The organism is Bacillus sp. B-jedd (genome assembly GCF_000821085.1).
Taxonomy (GTDB): Bacteria; Bacillota; Bacilli; order Bacillales; family Cytobacillaceae; genus Bacillus_D.
Genome location: NZ_CCXR01000001.1, coordinates 3,245,845 through 3,268,675 on the forward strand (window position 1 = coordinate 3,245,845; position 22,831 = coordinate 3,268,675).

General features: G+C 48.7%; 16 protein-coding genes. All 16 read right to left on the minus strand.

Annotated elements, in window-relative coordinates:
* Positions 1 to 8 precede the first annotated feature (8 nt).
* Positions 9 to 1,757 (minus strand): cache domain-containing sensor histidine kinase, encoded by a 1,749-nt coding sequence (locus BN1002_RS16255; protein WP_048826509.1) that lies wholly within the window; start codon positions 1,755 to 1,757, stop codon positions 9 to 11.
* A 161-nt stretch (positions 1,758 to 1,918) separates the two neighbouring features.
* Positions 1,919 to 2,506, minus strand: coding sequence for a chromate transporter (locus BN1002_RS16260; protein ID WP_331386384.1), 588 nt, complete (start codon positions 2,504 to 2,506; stop codon positions 1,919 to 1,921).
* Positions 2,457 to 3,071: a chromate transporter gene (locus tag BN1002_RS16265; RefSeq protein ID WP_048826512.1), complete on the minus strand. Its 615-nt coding sequence runs from the start codon at positions 3,069 to 3,071 to the stop codon at positions 2,457 to 2,459. Before BN1002_RS16265 ends, BN1002_RS16260 begins: the two co-directional genes overlap by 50 nt.
* A complete protein-coding gene (locus tag BN1002_RS16270; RefSeq protein WP_048826514.1) occupies positions 3,068 to 4,333 on the minus strand; it encodes an anaerobic sulfatase maturase in 1,266 nt (421 codons plus the stop codon). The genes BN1002_RS16265 and BN1002_RS16270 overlap by 4 nt, the downstream gene beginning before the upstream one ends.
* Positions 4,334 to 4,519: 186 nt before the next feature.
* Positions 4,520 to 5,899 (minus strand): sulfatase family protein, encoded by a 1,380-nt coding sequence (locus BN1002_RS16275; protein WP_048826516.1) that lies wholly within the window; start codon positions 5,897 to 5,899, stop codon positions 4,520 to 4,522.
* A 463-nt stretch (positions 5,900 to 6,362) separates the two neighbouring features.
* Positions 6,363 to 7,187 (minus strand): carbohydrate ABC transporter permease, encoded by an 825-nt coding sequence (locus BN1002_RS16280; RefSeq protein ID WP_048826517.1) that lies wholly within the window; start codon positions 7,185 to 7,187, stop codon positions 6,363 to 6,365.
* On the minus strand, positions 7,184 to 8,158 hold the full coding sequence (locus tag BN1002_RS16285; protein WP_148362803.1) for a carbohydrate ABC transporter permease: 975 nt from the start codon (positions 8,156 to 8,158) through the stop codon (positions 7,184 to 7,186). Before BN1002_RS16285 ends, BN1002_RS16280 begins: the two co-directional genes overlap by 4 nt.
* 11 nt (positions 8,159 to 8,169) lie before the next feature.
* The gene (locus tag BN1002_RS16290) at positions 8,170 to 9,660 is read right to left on the minus strand and encodes an ABC transporter substrate-binding protein (protein ID WP_048826519.1); all 1,491 of its coding nucleotides are present in this window, start codon (positions 9,658 to 9,660) and stop codon (positions 8,170 to 8,172) included.
* Between the two features lie 272 nt (positions 9,661 to 9,932).
* Complete coding sequence (locus BN1002_RS16295; protein ID WP_048826521.1) at positions 9,933 to 11,822, minus strand: beta-N-acetylhexosaminidase; 1,890 nt, start codon at positions 11,820 to 11,822, stop codon at positions 9,933 to 9,935.
* A gap of 161 nt (positions 11,823 to 11,983) precedes the next feature.
* Positions 11,984 to 15,343, minus strand: coding sequence for an OmpL47-type beta-barrel domain-containing protein (locus BN1002_RS16300; protein ID WP_197072809.1), 3,360 nt, complete (start codon positions 15,341 to 15,343; stop codon positions 11,984 to 11,986).
* Positions 15,344 to 15,661: 318 nt separating this feature from the next.
* Positions 15,662 to 16,507, minus strand: a complete 846-nt coding sequence (locus tag BN1002_RS16305) for a helix-turn-helix domain-containing protein (RefSeq protein WP_048826526.1) — start codon at positions 16,505 to 16,507, stop codon at positions 15,662 to 15,664.
* A gap of 90 nt (positions 16,508 to 16,597) precedes the next feature.
* A complete protein-coding gene (locus BN1002_RS23845) occupies positions 16,598 to 16,756 on the minus strand; it encodes a hypothetical protein (RefSeq protein ID WP_156129727.1) in 159 nt (52 codons plus the stop codon).
* A gap of 486 nt (positions 16,757 to 17,242) precedes the next feature.
* Positions 17,243 to 18,736: an argininosuccinate lyase gene (gene argH / locus BN1002_RS16310; protein ID WP_082036385.1), complete on the minus strand. Its 1,494-nt coding sequence runs from the start codon at positions 18,734 to 18,736 to the stop codon at positions 17,243 to 17,245.
* 204 nt (positions 18,737 to 18,940) lie between these two features.
* Complete coding sequence (locus tag BN1002_RS16315; protein WP_048826532.1) at positions 18,941 to 20,632, minus strand: ABC transporter permease; 1,692 nt, start codon at positions 20,630 to 20,632, stop codon at positions 18,941 to 18,943.
* Positions 20,629 to 21,732: an ABC transporter ATP-binding protein gene (locus BN1002_RS16320; protein ID WP_048826534.1), complete on the minus strand. Its 1,104-nt coding sequence runs from the start codon at positions 21,730 to 21,732 to the stop codon at positions 20,629 to 20,631. Before BN1002_RS16320 ends, BN1002_RS16315 begins: the two co-directional genes overlap by 4 nt.
* A 14-nt stretch (positions 21,733 to 21,746) precedes the next feature.
* On the minus strand, positions 21,747 to 22,805 hold the full coding sequence (locus BN1002_RS16325; protein WP_048828008.1) for an extracellular solute-binding protein: 1,059 nt from the start codon (positions 22,803 to 22,805) through the stop codon (positions 21,747 to 21,749).
* Between the last annotated feature and the right edge of the window lie 26 nt (positions 22,806 to 22,831).

A 22,831-nucleotide genomic window follows, 5' to 3' on the forward strand; every position in this document is an offset into this window, starting at 1 on the left:
GTTGATAATCAATCATGGAGATCTGCCGGCCCCCTTTTCGGCCAGCGCATTTTGATTGTTGTTCCTGCCCCGGGGGAGGATTCAATCGAAAGCCCGTATCCGCTTCCAAAATGCAGCTTCAGCCGCTGGTCAACATTATACACACCTATCCCGCCGCTGTTCTCTTTTTTGCCTCCTGCACCGGTCGGTCCGTCAAGCAGCCCTTGAACCTTTCCTTCGTTCATTCCCTTGCCATTGTCAACAAGAGTCATCAGCAATTCTTCAGCTTCCGCTTCCACAGTAAGGATAATTGTCCCTTTCCCGTCCTCGAATGCATGGAAGAAGATGTTTTCAAATAAGGGCTGGAGCGACAGGCGTGGAATAAGGTATGCCTCACAGCCGGGCTCAACGTTTTGCTTGTAGTCAAACATATGTCCGTAACGGATTTCCTGGACCTTTAAGTAATGGCTGATCGTATCGAGTTCCTTTTGCAGGAGGATCAGTTCATCCGTGAATTTGAGATTTTCATGAAGAACCTCGGTCAGGTGATAAATCATCTCCTGAACTTCATCAGCCTTCGCGAGCCTTGCTTTCCACTGAATTGAATTCAACGTATTGAACAAGAGATGCGGATTGATTTGGTAATGGAAAGCCCTAAGCTCAGCCTGCCGCTTTTCTCGTTCCGTCCTGCTCATATCGTTGATAAGTCCGCTGATTTGCCCGACCATCTGGTTGAAGCTTGTGGTCAAAACACTGATCTCGTCACGTCCCGTAATCGGCGCTCTTGTCGCGAGTTGGCCAGCGCTTACTTTTTCCATGGATCGCTTCAGCAGTTTGATGCGTTTCGCGACAGGGGCTGAAAAAGCCATTGCCAATAAAATCGCGAGCAGAATGGAAAAGCAAATGGCCAGTATGGTGTATTTGAGTATGACATTTGAAGATTGATAGAATATTTTTTCCGGAACACGGACCTCAACCTGCCAGCCGTATGCTTCAATCTCTGTCTTTCTGACAATATCATTGCCTTTTGTGGCGCTCCGGCCCTTTGTCTCATATAGGATCTTATTTTGGCTATCCCTGATTGTTACAAACGAATCAACGTCACGCTCAAGAAAGCGGATATAGGAAAACAGCTCGGTTGCATCCGTCTCAATCAACAGCTTACTCCCTTTCAGAATGCCGTACTGGCTCTGGATCGGAACGACGAGGCCGACAATTTGACCGGGTTTATCACGGTTTTTCGACTCATAATGATTCCCTTTGTAAAAGCCAATCCAATGCTCCCCCTGCTTAAGCCGGGACGCTTCCTTCCAAAAGGGCTGTCTCGTCAAATTTTTTATATCAAGGTTCCTGTCCCCGTAATAATAACCGGATTTCGTAATCAGGTAAATTCCCTTCGTATTGAATGTTTTATGCGCTTCCAAAAAACGTTCGAAATTCTTCTTCTCGATAAACCCTTCGTATGTTTTCGGTATTTCTTCCTTTATGACAATCAAAGTCGGGTCGGATAAGTAATGGTGGATGTCTTTGGATACAACATACATTTGGTCAATTGTATCCTCGAGCTGCCGTTCAAGCTGTGACACCGCAAACTGTTCATACTCATTAAACTGCCGGTTCACAATCGAGGACGACTTTTGAAAAGATACAAACCCGAAAATCGCCAGCGGCACGAGCGCCACTACAATAAAGAACAAACTCAGCTTGATCCGGATGCTTTGATGGACCATATCGCCTACCCTGTTCATGCCTTTCCTCAACGCTGCAATCATCCGCATCCCGCTCCCGCCCAACAACTAGAAAACTTTTTTTCTATCATAACAAAAACCGTAGGAACTAATATACTGACTTTTTCAGGAAGTAGCCGTGCTGCTTCGCCTCCCGAAAGCAGCAAAGCCGCGGAAGTGGGTTTCCGCGGCTTTCATGATGTTTGTAGTTTTTATAACAGCAGTGCTCCGGCTATTCCGGAGGCGACTAAGACTGCGATGGGGTGGATTTTGTATTTGATGAGGGCGAGGAGGGAGAGGCCGGTTAAGCCAGCGAGGCTCGCGGTGTGCCAGTTAAGGCTGCCGATGATATGGTTTGAGATCGCAAAGCGGATGGCTGCGTAGATGATGAGGCCAGTGATGATCGGCCGCAGTCCGTAAAACGCTGATTTCACCAGCTTTGCATTCTGGTAACGGAAAAATATCCCCGACACCGCGAGGATCAGGATGAGAGTCGGCAAGGTCATGCCTACAGCAGAAACAATCGCGCCCGCGAGTCCGGCGGTTTTATAGCCGACGATGATGGCACTGTTGGTCGCGATGGGCCCGGGTGACATGCCCGCGACCGCGATAATCTCGGTGAACTCCGTCGTCGTCATCCAACCATGCCTAGTGACCTCGAAGTCAATGACCGGAATCATCGCATAGCCGCCCCCGAACGACACAAAGCCGATTCTCAGGAATGTGATGAACAAATCCCAAAGCATGCCTTCACTCCCCTTTCCCGATCTCAACTTGAGCATTCTTTTCTTCTTTTTCAAAAGAAACCGCCAGCCCCACCAGTTCTTTCACTTTGATTTGCACGATTCCAGCCGCGATGCCAAGGCCGATAACAAGGACTGGATTCAGGTTCAAGAAATATAAAATAGCAGCCGTCACGAGCGCCGTCACCATGGTCGTTTTGTCAAAAATGGCTGTTTGGGCGATTTTCCAGGCGGCAAAAATAATCAGTGCAACAATCGCCGCGCTCATCCCCTGCATGGCCGCGTCGACAATCGGGTTTCCGTGCAGCGAGATGAAAACGATACTCAGTCCAATGACAATCAGGAAAGTCGGCAGCAAAACGCCTAGCAGCGCGGCAATCGCTCCCTGTATGCCGGCAACAGTAAAACCGATGAACGTCGCCGAGTTTAAGGCGATCGCCCCGGGCACGGATTGGGCAATGACAAGGACATCGGCCACATCCTCCTGTTTGAGCCACTTCTTCTTTTCGATGATTTCCCGTTCAATGACCGGAATCATCGCATAGCCGCCCCCAAAGGTAACCGGGCCGATTTTGAGAAACGCGAAAAATATCTTGATAATCAGCTTCCAATCCTTTTTCATCTAACCGCCTCAACTTTAAGATCGATACAGCATTGCTTGTACTTTTTCCCGCTCCCGCATGGACAGTAGCTGTTCCGTTCAGGCAGTTTCCCTTTAAAATAACGGGCTAGATTCTGTTCGAAAAGCTTCGCCCTCACCTGCATACCTAGCTCCTTCATGCGCTCGTCCGCATAGCTGTAAATCTGTTTATAGCTTGAGCAGAAATAATCCACTTCAGAGGAAACATACCCCTGCTCCCATTTCCTATTGCGAGGGCATCCGCCGTGGCAGAGCTTTTTCCATTCGCAGGTTTTGCACGGTTCTGGCAAAGTCGGTTTCATTTTCAAAAATGTCTCATACTTCGGATGCGAAAGGATTTCATCAATTGTATTGATGCCGACATTGCCGACCTTCCAATCGTCATGCATGAAAAAGTCGCAAGGGAACGCGTCGCCATTTTGCTCAAGGATGATCGTTTGCGGACACGTGTCGCGGTGGATGCAAAGGCCTGGATTCCGGTTCACATACACATTGAGCATTTCATCGAAGAAGCGGATCGAGGTGCGCGGATTGCCGTCATTGTACCAATAATCGAACGCCTCACAGAGGAATTCCCCGTACTCTTCCGCAGTGATATCATAAACGCCAGGCCGGTTGATTTGCTGGGCGCGGAAATCCATGCACGGGATGAATTGGACAAAATTGAAATTCTCTGACTCAAAAAATTGCATCATTTCCTTAGCTTTTCCAACATTTCCTTTATGGACAACCGTCAATATATTGAAATCGACATTGTGGTTACGGAGGTGCCCGATGCCTTTCATCACCCGGTCAAAGCTGCCCTTGCCGCTTGAATCGACCCTTTTGGCATCATGGATGTCCCGAGGCCCGTCAAGGCTGACGCCAACGAGAAAGTTATACTTCCTGAAAAATGAAGCCCACCGATCGCTGATCAGTGTCCCATTGGTCTGGATCGAATTTGAAATCATCGTATTCTTTGGAGCGTATAAGGCCTGAAGCCTGACAACCTCTTCAAAAAAGTCAAGACCCGCCAGAAGCGGCTCCCCGCCCTGCCAGGCAAACGTCGCCGAACCTGCCGAACGCTCCATATACTCACGGATAAACTTTTCAAGAACAACCGGATCAATCCGATTAATCTTTTTCCCCGGCTTGCCCCCGCACGTACTATAATAACAATAATCACAAGCCAAATTACAATCCTCCGAAACAGTCTTCCACATCACACTCACATCCCCGCGCGCAGGCAAACACCCACCACCCATGGCAACTCCCCCTTAAGTGAAGCAGGGGGACGGTTCCAGTGCCTCACTCTCTCCGGCGCCGTTCCCTGTCCCCATGCAATTCATGTTAAATTCTCTCATAATTCCACACACAGCGCCATTTTTAGTCCAGTCTTCTACAAATGGACACGGCAATCCAGCTGTCCACAGAGATCCTTGAGAAAATCCTTACCCTTTAAATTCCTTCGCGTGCAGCGGTCCGCCTTCCTTCATGACCGTCCAAAGCGGATCGACATCAAAGTCCATTGTCGTCATCATTTCATCATGCCATTCATTCAACAGGTAAACAGCTTCCCTGCACAGATCCTTCCGTTCCTCGGCAAGATTATGCTGCTCGTACGAGTCTTCCTTCAGGTTGAACAGCATTTCTTTCGGGAACCCATTGTGCCCGTCATGATACGAGCGGATATATAAATAGTCGCCGAACCGGACGCTTCGCTGGCACACATGCGCGCATTGTGAAAGCACAAGATAGTCGCGTCCGGTTCTTTCGCCCTTCAGCACACTATCGGCAAAACTGCGCCCGTCCCAGGATGGGGCATCTTGTCCTCCAAGAAGGCCCATAAATGTCGGCCCAAGGTCCAGATGATAATGAAGGCCATCATCGACCGTCCCCTTCATCCCGTTCGGCCAGCGGATGATCATCGGAATTCGGCACGTTCCCTCATCAGCCGTGCCATGCTCGGAATAAATCCCGAGCTCGCCCATATTTTCACCGTGATCGGCACTGATCAGAATGGCGGTGTCTTCCATGACGCCAAGCGCCTCCAGCTTCTTCAGCACGTGGCCAATATGGCTGTCCATATAACGGATTGCGGTGTCATAGTTGTCCACGATCAGGCGAAGGTCCTCGTACGTTTCAATCTGCCTGCCATGGCGCGGCCACTTGAAGTAATGCGTCTTCGCCAATTCATTCATATGGTCGATACTGTGCTGGTTCGTCTGGCTTTTATGTTTTTCAAAAACTTCCTCCGTCAGCCAGGCTGGCAGCGGTTCGTTAGAAAATGGATCGCCATATTCCTCAGGAGTCCGGTACGGTGTATGGGGATCCCAGAAGTTCAAATGCAAGAACCAGTTATCAGAGGTGCCATTATCCTCAAGCCATTTCAGCGCCACCGGAAGGACTTCTTCCGCAGACTCATGGCCATTTTTGCCGACATTGAAAACTTCATTAAAGCCGGCGTTAAACGTCCAGGCCGAATGCCTTTCCGCAAAAGTGCTGATTGTTGTTGTTTTAAAACCGAGCTGCCGCAATGAACCTGGAAGGCTCTCATGAACAAGCTTGTCGTTGAAATCCCTGCTCGGCCCTTCCCTTCTCATATCAGCGGCTGTGCCGCCGTGGCCGACGATCCCGTTATGGATGCCGAAGCGGCCGGACATGAGCGCAGACCGGGATGGAAGGCATGGTGCATCGGAGCAGTAATAGTTCGTGAACATGACGCCTTCTTTGGCAATTTCGTCAATATTCGGTGTTGTGTCGCGGTGATAGCCGTACGCGCCGATATGGTCGGGGCGGAGCGAATCCAAATCCAAGTAAAGAATCCTCATAAAACTTCAACCTGCCTTTATCGTAAAACGCCCAAAGCGCTTTATTTTCAGAGCTATATTTTGCCGGGACGTCACTGCTGCCGGTTCCACTATCATAAGTACCAGCCTTTTTAAAGGTTGATGACCCCAAAGCGGAACTCAACAGCCGTACATGGCCCCGCCTTTCAAGAAGGCTTTGTTATCCTCGATTGTTGATTTCCACTCCGGGGACATGCTTTCCGCGGGGCGAAGCAACTACCTGAATTTGCTTCGTGCAGCTTTGCGACGAGCTGAAGGTTCGCTTCCCCGAATAGTCTGTGGCGCAGGAGCATTCTTTATGGAGCCTCCTCGGCGTCATAGCCGCCTGTGGGGTCTCCACGTGCCGCTACATCCCGCCGGAGTCAGTCCCCTCTGTTCCAATCAACTTCATTGAAAATCAACACTCACCTTTAACTGAGCCTTCAAGAAAAAGGAACCGCCCGGATCAGCCTTTGACTGATCCCGCGATTCCATCAACGAAGTAACGCTGTAGACTTAGGAAAATAACGATGATTGGCAAAATCGCAATCGTGCCGCCGGCGGCAATCCCTGTCCAGTCTACAATATTCTCACCGCGCAGCGCATACAGGCCTACAGAAAGCGGGCGCGCATCCGGCGCGTTCAGCGTTAAAATGAGCGGCATCAGGAAGGAGTTCCATGACCAAATGAATTGCATGATCATTACACTTCCAATGACCGGTTTTGAAAGAGGAAGCATGACCGTAAAGAAAGTCCTGAAAAATCCGCTTCCATCCATCACCGCCGCTTCCTCCAATTCCTTCGGGATTTTCGCGAAGAAAGTCGCGAACAGGAGGATGAAAATAATATGGTTTCCGCCCGATTCGGCCAAAATGACACCGAACCTTGTGTTCATGAGCCCCATCGATTTGATCAAATCATAGATTGGGATTATCGCGAATTCGGTCGGGACGAACATGCTGGCAATCAAGAGCGCATAGACGATCTTCTTGCCGCGGAATTGGTATCTGCCGAGCACATAGCCACATGTCGCGGTCGAGAAAAGAACGATGATAATCGTTCCGACAGTGATAATAACACTGTTAAAGAAGTATTGTTCAAAATTTGCTTCATTCCACGCCCTGATTAAATTATCAAATGTGAAATGTTCCGGAATGAGCGACAGGCCGTTTTTGAAAAACTCGTTCTGTGTCTTGAACGATGCTGACACCATCCAGATGAATGGATAAATCCAAATAAGGCAAAAGGCAGTCATCACAATATAAAATAACGGTTTCTTTACTTTACTCATGCATTTTTACCACCTTTAAGCCTCTTTTGCACAACGGACTGGATAATCGCGATAACGCAAATCGTGACGGCGAAGAACAATCCGGCCGCAGACGCGTAGCCGAGCTGTGGAAGTCCCATTTCACTCGTGAACGCATAGCGGTAAATATAAGTGGATACAACATCCGTCGCAAAGAACGGACCGCCGTTTGTCATTGTCTTAATCAAGTCGAACGCCTTCAGCGAGTTGACGACATTCAACAGCAAAATAATCGTGCCGATCGGAATGAGCATGGGAACGGTGATGTGGATGAATTTTCTGAAACCCGTTGCCCCGTCAACTTCAGCAGCTTCGTAAATTTCCTGCGGAATCGACTGCAGGCCGGCAAGCCAGTAAATCAGGTTGACTCCGAGGTTTTTCCAGACGGAAATCAATATGACGGTGAACATCGACCATTTCGCATCGCCGAGCCAGTTGATTGGCTGATCGAGCAGACCGACTTTCAATAGGCCGTCATTGACCGCTCCATCACTGCCCCAGATGAACACCATGATGATTCCGACAATTGAGGTTGTTGTGACAACCGGCAGGAATATGAACGTACGGAATAGATTGGCCGCTTTCAACCCCGGCTTGTGCAGAATGACCGCAAGCACAAGGGCTAAAAACAAATGGAACGGAACTGTGCCCAGCATAAATTTAAAGCTGTTTTTAAACGCATTCCAGAAGTACGGGTCCTTTGCGACATTCACAAAGTTATCAATCCCGATGAATTTCGCATCAGGCGTCAGCCCGGACCAATCCAATGTCGCGTAGTACCAGCTGGCCAGGATTGGCCAGCCTTGGAACATCGCGAACAGTGCCAGTGTGGGGAATAAAAACACCCAGCACCAAAGTTCTGTCTTGGATTTCGATTTCGGTTCTTTTTTTGTCTTTGGTTCCATCTTTACAGCCGTGCTGACATCGCTTGCTGCATTCATGTTTTCTTTCATGTTAAAACTCCCTACTTGCGAACAGCTTCGTAGTCTTCAGGCGAGTAATCCTTGTCTGGGCTCCAGTTTGAGAATTTGAAATCATCTTTGCCCACTTTGGCGCCTTCAGCCTTCGCAGCTTCAATCGCCTGGTCAACTGCTGTATTTACATTCTTGGCCAATAGCTTCAACTGATCTTTCGGATCCTTCAAGGCTCCAGCAACGACTCCTTGAAGAATATCGCCAAGGCCTGGCTGTGGATCTTTATATTTTGCAAAAATAGCTGATGTTTCTGGGTTCCTGATTTCAACACTTGGTGCAAGACGTGAATTTTCCATAGCAAGCTCGTAATATTGCTTGAATTGCTCGATATCTGCTGCGCTTTCGTTTACATCCTTCAGCATGGAGAAACGGTCGCCCGCTTTAACAAGGACGGACTGGTAATCTTTGCTGAAGTATTCTTTAAGGTATAGAGCTGCTTCTTCAGGGTGCTTCGATGTTTTAGCCATTCCAAGCCAAGGCTGGAAGTTCGGGCGCGGCAGGTAGCCTTCGCGTCCGCTGTCTGGAACAGGTGGAGCCATTACGCCGAAATCAAGATCCGGGTTGTCCTTCTGCCAAACGCCGATACACCATTCTCCCTGGATGATGAATCCAGCTTGTCCCTGGCCGAATAATGCGCGAGCTTCTGGAGCTGCGATGCTCATTGTTTTCGGATGGTAGCTTCCGTCATCCTTCATGCCTTTGAACAGGTTCATGACATCCAACACAGCTTTTGAATCATAATTTGCATCGTTTGTGACAAGTGAAAGTGGGGAATGCGGGTTCAGGCCGCTTCCGCCTTGTGCGGACCAGTCAATGACCGGGTTCTTCCAGCGGACAATTGTTTTGCCGCCTTCAATGATTCCGTACGCTTTACCTTTTGAAGCTTTTGTGATTGCTTTGGCCGCATCGCGGAACTCGCTGTATGTTTTTGGCGGGTTCTCTGGGTCAAGGCCCGCTTCTTTAAATAAAGCTTTGTTATAGAATACGAGTGTATTTGGCAAGTCAAGTTTTGCAGGGATTGTATAGATTTTTCCGTCCTGCATAGTCATGCCTTCTACAAAAACGCCATCCATGAAACGGCTTTTGAATTCATCATCGAGATACTTGTCAAGCGGCTGGTACCAGTCGCCGGCAACCGCCGTGCTGAGCTTCATGCCCGGAGGGATTGGAAAAAGGTCCGGAGCGTCTCCCGATTTAATTGCAGTGGTAATTGTGTTTTGAAACTGATCGCTAGTAAGCAATGTGTATTCGATCTTAATATTCGGGTGCCTAGCTTCGAAATCCTTAATGAATTGGTCGCGGTAAGGCTTTTCGCTGTCCGCCCAGTCCATTACGCGAAGTGTGACTTGTTCTTTTGAATCACCTTTGGCCTGGCTCTTCTTTTTCTCGCCAGCCGAATCCGAGTTGCTGCAAGCAGTAAAGACTTGTAAAATCAGTACCATCGCAAGCAAAAATCCTAACGTTTTAAACTTCCGTTTCATGTTAAATCCCCCTTCTGACTAATCCTCTTCCAATTGGAAAACCATCCAAAATTCCCCATAAACAGTACATTTGAAGGCGTTTCCATAACACACTGAAAAGTGGGTTGGTTCCATCATAAAGAATTTCGCACAATTCGACAATGTAGAGAAGAATCTAATTTTTGTATTTTTGATACTTTATAGAAAATAAAAACTACCCCAATTTTCTCCCTAAACGGCATTGCGGATATTAAAAAATGAAGCAGTAAACCCCTGCTTCATTTTCTAATTATTTAAATTCCCGCTATGACGGAAGGGGTGGCGATGGTGTGCCATAAATTGTTGCTGATTGGTTTTGCAAGGCCCTCATCCCCGCGGCCATCGAAGTAGAGGATTTCCTGCTCAAGTTCCTCGAGCCGGTCGAAACGGCCGTCGAGGTAGCCGCTAATCCGGATTATAGCTGTTTGGATGCGCTGCAAAAGTCCGCCCATGCGCAGGTCGAAGGCATCAAGTCCAAAAATCTTATTCTCAGCAAGCCACTGCTCATGATACGCTTCGATGAATTCCTCCGCCCTTTTCTTCAAATCTGGCAGAATCGTCCCGCTAAATTTTTCAAGTGCAGCGTTATCCCTTGTTAGGTAAGCCTCCCTGATGCCGATGCCGACACCGCTTTTTAGTTCAAGCAGCCGGCTCAAACGGTATTGTGTCTCAAACAACGACCGCCATTCTCCATTCCGTTCCGTGCAGCGCCTGAAGAAATCAGCACATTCCCAATAATGCGCCGCATATGCTGCTGGTTCGACATGCTTATCAAATAACCCGTATAGAACGTCCTGGTACAGCAGATACTTCGGCGGGTTGATGGAATGGACCGTCTGTGGCGGATGGTCTGGTACAAGCATTGTTTTATCAAGATTCAGGAAATCATCGTATTTGCCACCAACACACGTTTCAAAGCGATCCTCGAGGAAACTCGTTGGCGCGCTGCCTCTATAACATAGCTCCGCCCACAGCTGCAACGTAGGCAGGACTGAATATAACGAAGCCTCCGCCCCATTATCACCCCATGCCGTAATGATGACCTCATCGATTCCATTCAGCACGCAGCTCCTGTGCGCCTTTTTGCCAATAAGGCGGCTGAAGTGGTTGTTCGGAGAAAAGCCCATCCATTTCCAAGCCCCTCCAGCAAAAATAATCCGGTCGCTCAACTGCTTATGCTTTCGCAGCATCCCATCGTACATCTCTGAGTCAACCGAATAATAATCCCAATAAACAAGTGTGATATCATCAGGAATCATTTCAATGACTTCTTCCTTGATCGGGCTGTTGATGTCATAATATTCACCAGCGCTAGCCAGACGGAAGAACATATCGCTCCACATCATCGGCTTATAGCCGTACTTCCTGGCAATCTCCATCACTTTTGCAAAATGCTTCAGCATGAGCGCCGTCCGGTCGTGATAGCCATGCTTGTCCAGATACTTTCCAAGCCCCATCATATGGGCTTCATCCATGCCAATATTGATTTTCCTGCTCGAAATATTCTCGGACATCGTCCGGAACATCGATTCAATCAGTTCATACGTTTTTTCCTCATCAATGAGCAGTATGTCATTGCAATCCAGCACATCGGAAAATGCCTGCCATTTAAGGGCACTGCCTAGATGGGCAAGCGTCTGGATGCACGGGACGAGTTCAATCCCGAACTTTTGCGCGTAAAGATCCATGCTTTTCAGCTCGGCGCCCGTATACCTTCCGCGCAAATAACCGAAGTAAGGGTATTCCTTGATTTCATATGTATCCTCTGTGTAAAGCTGGACCGTCGAATAGCCCATCAAAGCCAAATGCCTGATCATCCTCTCATATGTAGCGGCAGTCGGCACAGCATTGCGCGAGCAGTCGATCATCATGCCGAGGCTCTGATAAGCGGGAATTTCCGCGATTTCAAATGGTTTCTGTTTTCTGATCCCTTCAACCAAGAGGCCGAGAGCCCGAAAACATTCTTGCGGTTTGCAGTAGCGGACAACCGCTTTTTCACCGTCAAAAGAAACCCCGATCCCTGAAGCAGCCGCTTCAAACGAAACGGGTATTCCTTCTTCGGACAGCTGGATGTCAAGTAAATCCCCCAGCTCCCCGGCCGCGGAAAGCTGCTGTTCAGTTAAGCCGATTAAATTTATTTTCATGATGTGTAACCTCCTATGAGTGTACGCGAGATTGCCGGTTCGTGATGTTGTTAAGGAAAGAGGCTGCCGCTAATTAAAGGCCGGGCAGCCTCCTGATGATTTTTTGCCTAAAAAGCTTGTTTTTCTGTTCTACAAGGCTATTTCTTCCCGTTTCAAGCGGCTTACTTCCTAAGATAACCGATATCGTCGAGAAGGAGCTTAGCGAATTCCGGATCAAGATGTTTTCCAGCCTGGGCGCTTACTTCGTTTTCTAGCGATTGCAACGCATTGAGAAACATTTTTTTATCCATTGAGCCTGCCTCTGCCTGCCGTGCTTTTGCAAGAAGGCTGTTCAGTACGCCTTTATTTTCAATAAACCCCTTGTCCAAGCCGGCGTGCAAAATGTCGTCTAAATGGGCGGCATCCACAAGAACATTAAGCGTGAATTCCTGGATGGTTTCATTCCCTGCAACATCCGCGGCCTTCACGACGATGGAATGTTTCCCGGCAGATAGAGAGAGCGCCTCAAGGGTTGTGTAGTTATCGATTAAACTGCCATCCAGTTCGATCAGGCTCGACGCCACTCCGCTCAATCCGTCCGCTACATCAAACTGAATCACTGGCGCTTCTGATTGGTAAACATCCAGCGGCTGGGCCGGATTAATCAAAGGTGCAGACCGGTCAATTTTGACAAAAGAGGCTTTAAGCTCTTCAATATTGCCTGTCCAATCGATGCTGTAATAACGAAGCAAATGGACACCTTCGTCTTGAAGGGTAACGGACGAGCCTTCGGTAAAAGGACCGCCATCGACGCTGTAAAAAGTTTTCGCGGCCCCGCTTCCTTCATCAGTCGCCGATAGGGCAACGGTCTGGTCGCCGCGTTCCCAATTGCTGCTGGCATTATCGGATGTCACTGGAGGCGTGGTATCCGCCTCGGCTGGAATGCCGTAAACTTGCGCTTCGACATAATGGTTCCAGACGTTGCCGATACTGCCGTTCGACCAGAAACGGACATATCTTGCTTTTACCGGGGCAAAAGTGATTTCCTTGCCATCGGCTGTTTCTTTATATTCAAGGTCAGCTCCGATTCCCTGGCCGGCGCTGTTATCGGCGTCGTTGTTGAATACGGTCGTGACCCCGCTCGTAAAGTCCGGGTTGTTGGACAGCTGGACGATTACGTCTTTATAAATCCTTTTATTATCAAAATAATGCCAAAGTTTCACACTGCTCAGTTCATACTCAGTGCCAAGGTCGAGCTGCATCCACTGCAGGTCGCGCCCCAGCCCGGCGAACTGGTTCGGATCATTCGCAAGACCATCGGTGATCCGGTCGGCATTATTAATAAAGCTGCTTGATTTCGAGGTCTTACCGAGTGCAACATTCACTGGCGTCGTGCTTGTCCCGTACACCTTCGCTTCGACATAATGGTTCCAGACGTTTGACTTGCTGCCGTTTGACCAGAAGCGGATATATCTGCCCTCTGCCGGCGCGAAAGTAATTTCTTTTCCGTCGGCGGATTCCTTATATTCAAGGTCTGTCCCGGCTCCCTGGCCGGCACTGTTGTCAGCGTCGTTATTGAAAACGGTCGTCACTTTACCGGAAAAATCAGGTGTATCCGAAATTTGCACGATGACATCGTTGTACGTCCTGCTTTCGGCAAAATAATGCCAAAGCTTGACGCGTCCAATTTTGTACTCCCCGCCAAGATCCAGCTGCATCCACTGAAGGCCTTTGTCCAGTCCGGTAAACTGGTTGGAATCGCTGGCAAGGCCGTCCGTCGCGCGGGCCGCATTTTGTATGAAACTGCCCGAGGTTGGAATTTTGCCAAGAGCGATATTGCCTTCGTCGTCACCCTGTCCTGGCGGAGTTTCTTCTTCCTCACCTGGAGGCGGAGTTTCCTTTTCGGTCTGCTGTTCATATGCACCGCGATCAGGCTGCTGGAAGTATAGTGGATTGCCCCAGAAATCCCTTCCGCCATTAGCTGCCATTGCCGTGCCGGTGTTGATGGCCGGTGAATAAGGCTTCAACTTGTAGCCGTCAAGGTCATCAATGCCAGTCGCCACGCCTGGATTGACGAACGCCGGGTTCGACGTCAGCATATTCGCGTCTGGTATGATAGCTTTCGATGGGACATTATTGCCGTAAAATAAGTTGCTGTCGTATGTCCAACCCGGCTTGCCGGCATAGCCGCCAGTGCCGAGATTATAGAAAATGTTGTTTTTGAAAATCGCTTCGCCATTGCCAGCAGGGGCGTTGCCGTTCTGGTCAATGAGCAGATTATTTTTTATGCCGGGCCCGACATAAAAGACATTGTTATAAAATTGCATATTGCTATAGTTGCTGCCGCCGCAGACCGTGATCATCTGGTAATGGTCGTTCTGGCTGATGTTGTAGCGGAAAATCCCATCCGAAACAGAGCCATTCTTTTCGTTTTGGCAGATCAGTACAGTGCCGCCTTCATTGTCATGGCTGTAGTTGTATTGGAAAATAAGCCCCTTCGTGCCGTTGTCATAATCAAACGACATACCATCTTTAATTGTTTTCCCGCCGGAAACTTCATTGAACTGATAGACGGTATAGTCGCCGTTGTATGTCCACAGCGCGGCATTGTAATCAATCTTTGCCTCATTGTAGCCGTGAACCCGGTTATGCTCGACCAGCGCGCCAGTTGTGATATGCGGAACAATTCCGTCACCGCTCACATGGAGGACTTCATTACCGCGGATGACGACTTTCGTTGCTGGCGTCCACGGGATTGTTGGATCCACAACTGGCCCGCCCTGCTGTTCACGGTGCGTCCAGGCGGAATTGACCATTATACCAGTCCGGGTCACATTCTCGACTTTATTGTTTTCAATCAGCACGTTGTCAAATTTCGTAACGCGGTACGGCCGGCCTTCCTGATTCCTTCTCACTAGGACATTGATGCCCGCGCTTCCGTAAACGCCCTTTTTGTGAAGACCATTCACATTATGGACGTAAAGGTCATGGATATGGATATTATGCAAAACCGCTACGTTTTCAATATCAGTCGTGTCACCTGCCATGTAATCTTCGCCGATGACCTGGACTCCTGTCCTCGGCTCGGTTCCCTGTTCAGGCGTATGATTGGTCACTTCGAGATTGCCAATGCTCCAATGCTCCTGATTATATAGGCCGATGACGTAAGGGACCCCTTCCCCTTCGATCAACGGCTTTGCCCCTTCGCCATATTTATCAAGGACGATTGGATTTTCCTCCGTTCCTGATCCGAGCGGCTTAAGCGTTCCTTTCCAGCGTTCCCCGGCTTTGAGAAGAATCCTATCGCCAGGCTGAAAGGTAACTGAGTTTACTTTCTCCAGTGACCTCCATGCAGTTTGTTCTGTTGTCCCGGCATTGGCATCATCTCCGTTTGTCGCGTCAACATAATACGTCACGCCTGTTGCCTGGGCCTCAGCTGTTCCGGATTGAGCCGCGGCTGCCGCAGCGCTTGCGCTGGCTTCCGGAAATAGCGAAAAACTGAAAAAGATCAATACCCAAATGCTTAACCATTTTCTTTTCATTCCATCCATCCTTCCCTTCATTTTCGTCATTTGCCCCTAGGTCGGGGCCCTTCATGGCAAAATAAAAAAGCAGCTTCCTGACAATGTTTTTGCCAGCAAGCTGCAGAGTGTTTCAATCGTCGGTTTTATGGGGGGATTTTTTAAACTTGTAAAAAAAGACAAAAATTCAAATGTGATTCCATTGTATTGAACCGGCTTTTAGCTTATGCAAAACAGGCCCGAACTCTTCTCTTTTCAAGCGAATTATCCCCTTATTGCCATAACTGCCGTGATTGAACACGTTTACATTTTGCCGTTATGGTTAATAGTAGTAAACTTCTAATGCTCCCACAATGTAGAGACGAGTCCTCTTTTTGTAATTTTGATACTTTTTCGAAATTCGCTCGGGGATATCTTGAACGCATTTTTAAAGCTGTGATTAAAATGAGGAGAATCACAAAATCCGCATCTTTGCGCAATGGCTTCTATTGTTTCATCGGTCGTTTCAAGCAGCCGTTTTGCCTGAAGCAGCCTTAGCTTTTTCACCATTTTCATCGGGGTCAGTCCGTAAATTTCCTTAAAGGCCCGGCTGAAATAAACCGGATTCATATGGTAAATTTGCGCGAGATCTTCCCGGGTAATATTGTCGCCAAGGTGATTTTCGATGTAATGAAGAACGTTGTTAAAGCGGTCGGTGATATAGGCTTCATTAGGGGATGATTTCCCGCCCAGCCTGGCGCTTTCGAGAATTTCCTGGAGAAGGGTAAACGCCAGGAAACTCGTCTGGACCGATCTGAACTCATTCGATTCCTGCAGCCAGACGCTTCTCAACTCATCAAACTTCTCCTCGTAAAATTCCGGATTGCGGATTGTCACTACTTTCCCCAAAGGATACAGGCTGAAAAAATCAACCTCCCCCATCACCTTCAAATCAATATTGAACAGGTAATGAATCCCATCCGTCTTCGAAATCACATTAAACGGTGAATTAGGCCTATGGATCATCACATCCCCCGAGCGGGCAACATACTCCTTACCCTCAAATGTCGTCACCACTTCCCCCTTCTTCACAAACGCAACCGTACAACACGACTGGACATAATCAAAAATCACCCTTGATCGATATTGAATTTTCTTCACATCAAACAACGTAACCCTTAACTCGTCATTTACAACAAACGACATTTTGAACACCTCCTATGAAGCGGGGGACGGTATTGCTTTCCCGTCTAACCTATTGATTTAATTTTCTCAATTTATTTTCCATACGCTATGCTATCCTTGATTGTTGATTTCCACTCCTGGGACATGCTTTCCGCGGGGCGAAGCTTCGACCTGAACTAGCTTCATGAGAAACATCCATGAATTGGCTCCGTGCAGCTTTGCGACGAGCTGAAGGATCGCTTCCCCGAATAGTCTGTGGCGCAGGAGCATTCTTTAAAGGAGCCTCCTCGGCGTCCTAGACGCCTGTGGGGTCTCCACGTGCCGCTGCATCCCGCAGGACAACTGGCTTCTTCGAATGGGCTTTGCACGAAGGAAATGCGCTAGCATTTTCGAGGAGTCAGTCCCCTCCGTTCCAATCAACTTCACTGAAAATCAACGCTCACCTTTAAATGAGCCTTTCCTTAAAAAATATAACATAGAAAAAAGAAAGAAAAGTAGTTTGATTTTCTGATTGGGAAATTTTAAGTTTGGGCTGGCTAGTTCATAGAAATAAGTGAATGTATGGTAGAGACGATGGTTTCCTAAGTTACAGGACCGAATTTTCAACAAATAATGAAGAGGCGAGACAGCAGCCTCACCTCTTCATATATTCTATTTAACTGTCATACTTCAAATATCATTGCATAGGTTCTCACAAGGATCTTCCACTTGTTCATTTCTCACCTGAATGTAGCACTGGAACCGCCCCTGCTTCACTCAGCTTATGGTGAAGTTGAGGAGGTGTTGGTGTTTTTGGTGAAGGGTTTGTTTGGTTTGTTGATATTCCTCGATTTTGTTGGTGAGTGTCGTTTTTCGTTCTGTAATCATGCGCTGTACTTCTTTCGGGTTTGGGCCGCCTTGGATGCGGCGAATTTCAACGAAGTATTCCGGGGAGATGATTTTCTGCCATTCATCCTCGGTCAGCTTTACGTCGACGAATTTGCCGATGGCGGCGTTGATGCCATCGATGTCCCATTCGTACAGCTCTTTGCCCTGTTTGATTGTTTCCTTGGAAATGTAGCTTGCGACGGAATGCGCCTTTCTAAAAGAAATGCCATAATCCCTTGCGAGGGTGTCCGCCAGCTCGGTAATCGTGATGCTTGATTTCCTCGCCATTTCCAATGCATGTTCCTTATTCACCTTCAGCGTTGCAATGACGGCATACATGAGCGCCATGACCCGGTTCGCATTATTGAATGCACGGTATAAATGCGGCTGTAGGTCATCCTCTGTGTCAACGATATCCCCGAACGGTGTGTTATGGATCATGTTGACAGCGGCCAGCGCTTCGCCGTACGCGCTGCTAGCGATCGACCTTGAATGCTCAATCGATACCGGGTTGCGCTTTTGCGGCATGATGCTGCTGCATTGGACGTATGGGTCCGCGACATAAAAGTTGCCGAACTCCCTTGTCACATGCTGAAGGAAATCCTGGATCCAGCGGCCCGTATTAATCATGCAGGTCATCAGCGCGGTCGATGTTTCAAGCAGATAATCCGCCCCGCCGATGCAATCATATGAATTCTCGATGATCTTGTCGAAGCCGAGCAGCTCGCAAGTCCGTTCCCGGCTGATCGGGAAACCGGTCGTCGTCAAAGCCGCTGCCCCGAGCGACGATTGATTGACCGTTTCGTAGGCGGCCCAGAGCCGCTTAATATCCCTTTGCAAAACGTCATAAATGGCTAGGAAATAGTGGCCAAGCGTAGTCGGTTGCGCCGGCTGGGTATGCGTATAGCCTGTCATGTACGTATCCGTGTTCCGCTCGGCCTGCTCGAGGAGCGCTTCGCTGAGCCGGTACGCGCTGCCGAGCAGATTGAGCAGATGCTCCCTTAGGACAAGGCGGTACATCGCAATCCCCATATCGTTGCGGCTTCGGCCTATGTGGATTTTTCCCGCCAGTTCCTCGCCGATTTCCTCGCCGATTCGCGCTTCCATCATGAAGAATAAATCTTCGAATTCCGGCTGATAAGCAAGCAGGGTCCTGTCCGATTTGCCAATCTTATTGATGCCTTCAAGCATCACCTTCGCTTCAGATTCCGGCACAATCCCCTGCTCGGCGAGCATAATTACGTGAGCCCGGTGGATATCGAACATCACGTCGAACAAGTAATCCCTCTGGTCGTTAAACACTGGCTTCAGCAGCTCTTCCACATACGTTTTTCCAGGAAAAGCGGTACCTTCATCCTTGATAAATCCTTCTAGTTTACTCACAATTTCATCTCCATTTATGAAAAGCTTTTGTTCCCCAAACATTCATTTCCGCCAATTTCCTTGCCCCATGCTATATTTGCTGAAAATCGCATCGTTAACAGGAACCTAGTAAAATCCCAAACTTAGAACATCTACTTTTTTGCAAAATCGTATACTTCAAGAGGTTGGGCTTTACTGGACTGCCAAACTTCCCCAAACAACTTCTTACGACAATGAATTCTCGGCTTTCACCCCGAAGAATTTATTCGAGATGAACAGGACGAGGGCAATGAGGCCGATTTGAATCATCCCGTAGGCGGCGGCTTGGCCCATGTTAAACATGCGGAGCTGATTCATGATTTCAATCGAGATTGGGCGATTTGAAATCGTGTAAAGCAGGACGGATGTCGGGAATTCCCCGACGGATTCAACGAAAGCTAGCAAGGTTCCGGCCAGCACGCCAGGCATGATGATGGGCAAAATGACCTTCCTGAACGTATAGAACCATTTTGCTCCAAGGCTTCGTGACGCCTCTTCAATCGAGTCATCGAGCTGCTCGAGCACCGCGTTCGTCGAGCGGACAACGAGCGGGATGTGACGGATGAAGTAAGCGAGCGGCAGAATCCAGAACGTTCCGACCAGCACATTCCCGAACGTGAAAATCGTCGGCTCGTTAAAAGCGAAAATCAGGTTCATCCCGATAACGGTCGCGGGCAACGCCCACGGAATCATCACGAGGATATCGACGAAGTTTTTGCCGACAAACTTCCGCTTGACGAGCAAGTATGATGTCAGCACGCCGAAGACAAGATTTCCGGCTGTCGCAATGAATGACAAGATCAAGCTGTTTTTCAGCGGCTTAAAGATATTCGGATCCTGGAACAAGAGCCGGTAGTTTTCAAAATTGAAAACCGACGGATATGTCTGCCATGTCCACGTCCCGTCAGGCACGAGCGACAGAAGCAGGATAGTGAAGTGCGGCAGGAGCAGAACGATGACGCCGAGAACGCCGACTGCTACCAAAATCCATTTCATGACCGGATTCTTCACTTCGCTCCTATGCGCGCCAATTCCTTTTGAAGCCATCCGGTAATCCTTCCTGTTCTGGTACCAGCGCATGAACAACAGGAAGGCAATCGAGACAATCGACAGAATGACCGATTGTGTCGCGGCAATTTCCATGTCGCCGTTCAATTTTGAAAAATAAATCTGCAGGCTCAGGACCCTGTAGCCTCCAGCGAGCAAAAACGGCGCGCTGAACGATGCCATCGAAATCATGAAGACGAGCAGCGACGCGGCGACAATCGCAGGTGTTAAAAGCGGGAAGGTGACCTGCCAGAACACCTTGTACCTGCTCGCGCCGAGATTGTATGCAGCTTCTTCAAGCGACGGATCGATTTTATTGATCGCCGATGAGACCGTCATATAGAAATACACATACATCGTATAAGCGTGGACAATCAAAATGCCCGACACGCCGCCGATTTTGAACGGAACCTTTTCAAGTCCGAATAAATCTTTCATTGCATTCGGAATCAGACCCGATTCACCGTATAAAAACATGAACGCCATGACGCCGACAAGCGAGGGCAGGACGATTGGCATGATGGCCGCCGAAGCGAAAAAGCCCCGGCCCGGAAAATCGTAACGGTTGAAGATGAACGCGAGCGGAATTCCGATCAGCGCGCTCAGCAGAACGCTCAGCACGGAAATATAAACAGAATTCCAAAGCGCCTGCAGATTCGTCCGCGATTCCTGAATAAAGAAATCCTCGTAGTTTCCAAAACTAAAGCTTCCGCCTTTGTCCAGGCTCTCGATGATCGTCCGGATCGACGGATAGAGCACATAGGCGAACAGGACGAGCAGAACGGGAATGAGCAGCAGAACGGTGAATCTCGTATCACGGTTCTTTATCATGCCTGCTCACCACTCACGACCGGAATGATTCGTATTTGGTCAGCGGGCAGTTCCGCCCATACTTCCGCGCCAGGCTGAAGATTCGTTTTCACGTTGTTCAGCATATTCGCCTGAAGAAGCGCACCGTCGATATTGACTGTGGCATTGACGAGCGAACCGAAAAACTCGACTTTCTCGACCTTTCCCTTGAACACATTCGGTCTGGCAGAAGCCTCTTGATGAAGCATGATGGATTCAGGCCTGATGGACAATGCCTGCGCCCCCTTGTTATCCGGATTGAAGTTGAAAGGGTCATTATGTAAAACAAGCTTCTTCGCATTGCTGCCGATTTTGGCTGATACGGTTACTTGGTCATTTTCAACATTGTCTATTACCACCGGCAAAAGATTGATCTCGCCGATGAATCCGGCAACGAAATCGTTAGCCGGTTCATTGTAGATTTCAGAAGGTGTCCCGACCTGGTGGCAGACCCCGAAGTTGAACACGGCAATTCGGTCACTCATCGACAGAGCCTCCGCCTGGTCGTGGGTGACATAAATGGTCGTGATTTTGTATTCCTTTTGCAGCCTTAAAATCTCGCTCCTCATCTCATCCCTCAGCTTCGCATCGAGATTGCTGAGCGGTTCATCCAATAGCAGGATTTCCGGCTCGATGACCAGAGCCCGGGCAAGCGCGACACGCTGCTGCTGGCCCCCGCTTAACTGGCTAACCTGGCGTTCCGAATACTGGTCAAGCCTGACTTTGCGAAGAACCTCCTGGACACGGGCTTTCAATGCTGCCGAGCCTACTTTTCTCACTCTTAAGCCATAGGCGACATTTTCAAAAACCGTCATGTGGGGAAAAAGGGCATAGTTTTGAAAAACCATGCCCGTATTTCTTTTTTCTGGAGGTACTCGCGTCATATCCTTATCGCCGAACCGCACGACACCTTTAGTCGGATAATAGAAGCCGGCGATCATGCGGAGAGTGGTTGTCTTTCCGCAGCCGCTTGGGCCAAGAAACGTGAAAAACTCGCCATCTTTAATATCAAGATCCAAATGATCGACCGCGACCACTTTTCCGAAGGCTTTCTGGACATTCTCAATTTTTATTGACGCCATACCGAGTACACTTCCTATTCTTTAATTTCTTTCTCTCCGCTCTTAATGTTTTCATCCCAATACTTCATCCAGCCATCGCTTTCTTTCTGGAATACTTTCCAATCGATATCCATGGCCTTGATTTCAGTTTCGGTAATCCATTTCGGCAGATCCTTCACATCGTCCCTTGTCGGGATTCGGTAAAACTCTTCAGCCAATAGCTTCGCGGCTTCTGGTGTATTGACAAACTCATAAAATGCTTCGGCAGCTTTCGGATGCTTCGCGCCTTTGACTTTTGCAATTCCTTCTGTCAAAACTGGAGTCCCGCTCTCCGGAATGATAAATTCAAACGGGTAGTTTTTGTTTTCCTTCAGCATGACGACATCCGGCATAGCCCAGACGGAAAGGACTCCCTCCCCTTTGGCAACCTTGTTGTACATCATTTCAGGGTTAGCGGCGTATTCCTTTGTATTTGCGTCAAGCTTTTTCAGCCAATCGTAGCCTTTTTGCGGATCTTGGGAATCCTTGAAGTCGCGGTATATCATCGCTGAGAAAATCGTCCTCATTGTCCCGGATGCAAGCGGATATCGAATGATAATCTTGTCCTTCCACTTTGAGTCAAGAAGTTCATCCCAATCCTTCGGCGCATCTTCCTTCTTCAGCTGTTTGCTGTTATACATGATGACTTCCGGTGTCTGGCTCGTTCCGGACCAGTGCCAATCAGGATCATGGAATGTTTTGTCCAGGCTGCCGGCATAGGAAGGCTCATATGGCTCAAGAAGGCCTTCATCTTTCGCCTGGTCGAAGTTCACGGAAGGAGCGCCCCACCAAATGTCAGCCTGCGGATTGTTCTTTTCGGAACGGATCCGGTCAAGGATTTCCTGCGAACCCATGTCAAGCCATTCAACATCGACATCGTATTTATCCTCGAATTGCTTCTCGAATTTAGACAAAATGTCCTTGCCATGAGGCGAGTACACAACGATTTTTTCTTCAAGCTTTTCCTTGTTGTCCCCAGCGTCGCCAGAAGACTTCTTGCTGTTCGACCCTTCGTCATTCCCTCCGCAAGCCGCCAGCAGCAGCGAAGCTGACATTGTCAACGCCAATAAGGCTGAAACCT

Coding starts and splice junctions, on each gene's coding strand:
- BN1002_RS23845 (WP_156129727.1), bottom strand. CDS start 16,756: ATGCTCCTGCGCCACAGACTATTCGGGGAAGCGATCCTTCAGCTCGTC.
- BN1002_RS16325 (WP_048828008.1), bottom strand. CDS start 22,805: ATGTCAGCTTCGCTGCTGCTGGCGGCTTGCGGAGGGAATGACGAAGGG.
- BN1002_RS16275 (WP_048826516.1), bottom strand. CDS start 5,899: ATGAGGATTCTTTACTTGGATTTGGATTCGCTCCGCCCCGACCATATC.
- BN1002_RS16265 (WP_048826512.1), bottom strand. CDS start 3,071: ATGAAAAAGGATTGGAAGCTGATTATCAAGATATTTTTCGCGTTTCTC.
- BN1002_RS16290 (WP_048826519.1), bottom strand. CDS start 9,660: ATGAAACGGAAGTTTAAAACGTTAGGATTTTTGCTTGCGATGGTACTG.
- BN1002_RS16320 (WP_048826534.1), bottom strand. CDS start 21,732: ATGGCGTCAATAAAAATTGAGAATGTCCAGAAAGCCTTCGGAAAAGTG.
- BN1002_RS16300 (WP_197072809.1), bottom strand. CDS start 15,343: ATGAAAAGAAAATGGTTAAGCATTTGGGTATTGATCTTTTTCAGTTTT.
- BN1002_RS16305 (WP_048826526.1), bottom strand. CDS start 16,507: ATGTCGTTTGTTGTAAATGACGAGTTAAGGGTTACGTTGTTTGATGTG.
- BN1002_RS16255 (WP_048826509.1), bottom strand. CDS start 1,757: ATGCGGATGATTGCAGCGTTGAGGAAAGGCATGAACAGGGTAGGCGAT.
- BN1002_RS16285 (WP_148362803.1), bottom strand. CDS start 8,158: ATGAAAGAAAACATGAATGCAGCAAGCGATGTCAGCACGGCTGTAAAG.
- BN1002_RS16280 (WP_048826517.1), bottom strand. CDS start 7,187: ATGAGTAAAGTAAAGAAACCGTTATTTTATATTGTGATGACTGCCTTT.
- BN1002_RS16295 (WP_048826521.1), bottom strand. CDS start 11,822: ATGAAAATAAATTTAATCGGCTTAACTGAACAGCAGCTTTCCGCGGCC.
- BN1002_RS16270 (WP_048826514.1), bottom strand. CDS start 4,333: ATGGGTGGTGGGTGTTTGCCTGCGCGCGGGGATGTGAGTGTGATGTGG.
- BN1002_RS16315 (WP_048826532.1), bottom strand. CDS start 20,632: ATGATAAAGAACCGTGATACGAGATTCACCGTTCTGCTGCTCATTCCC.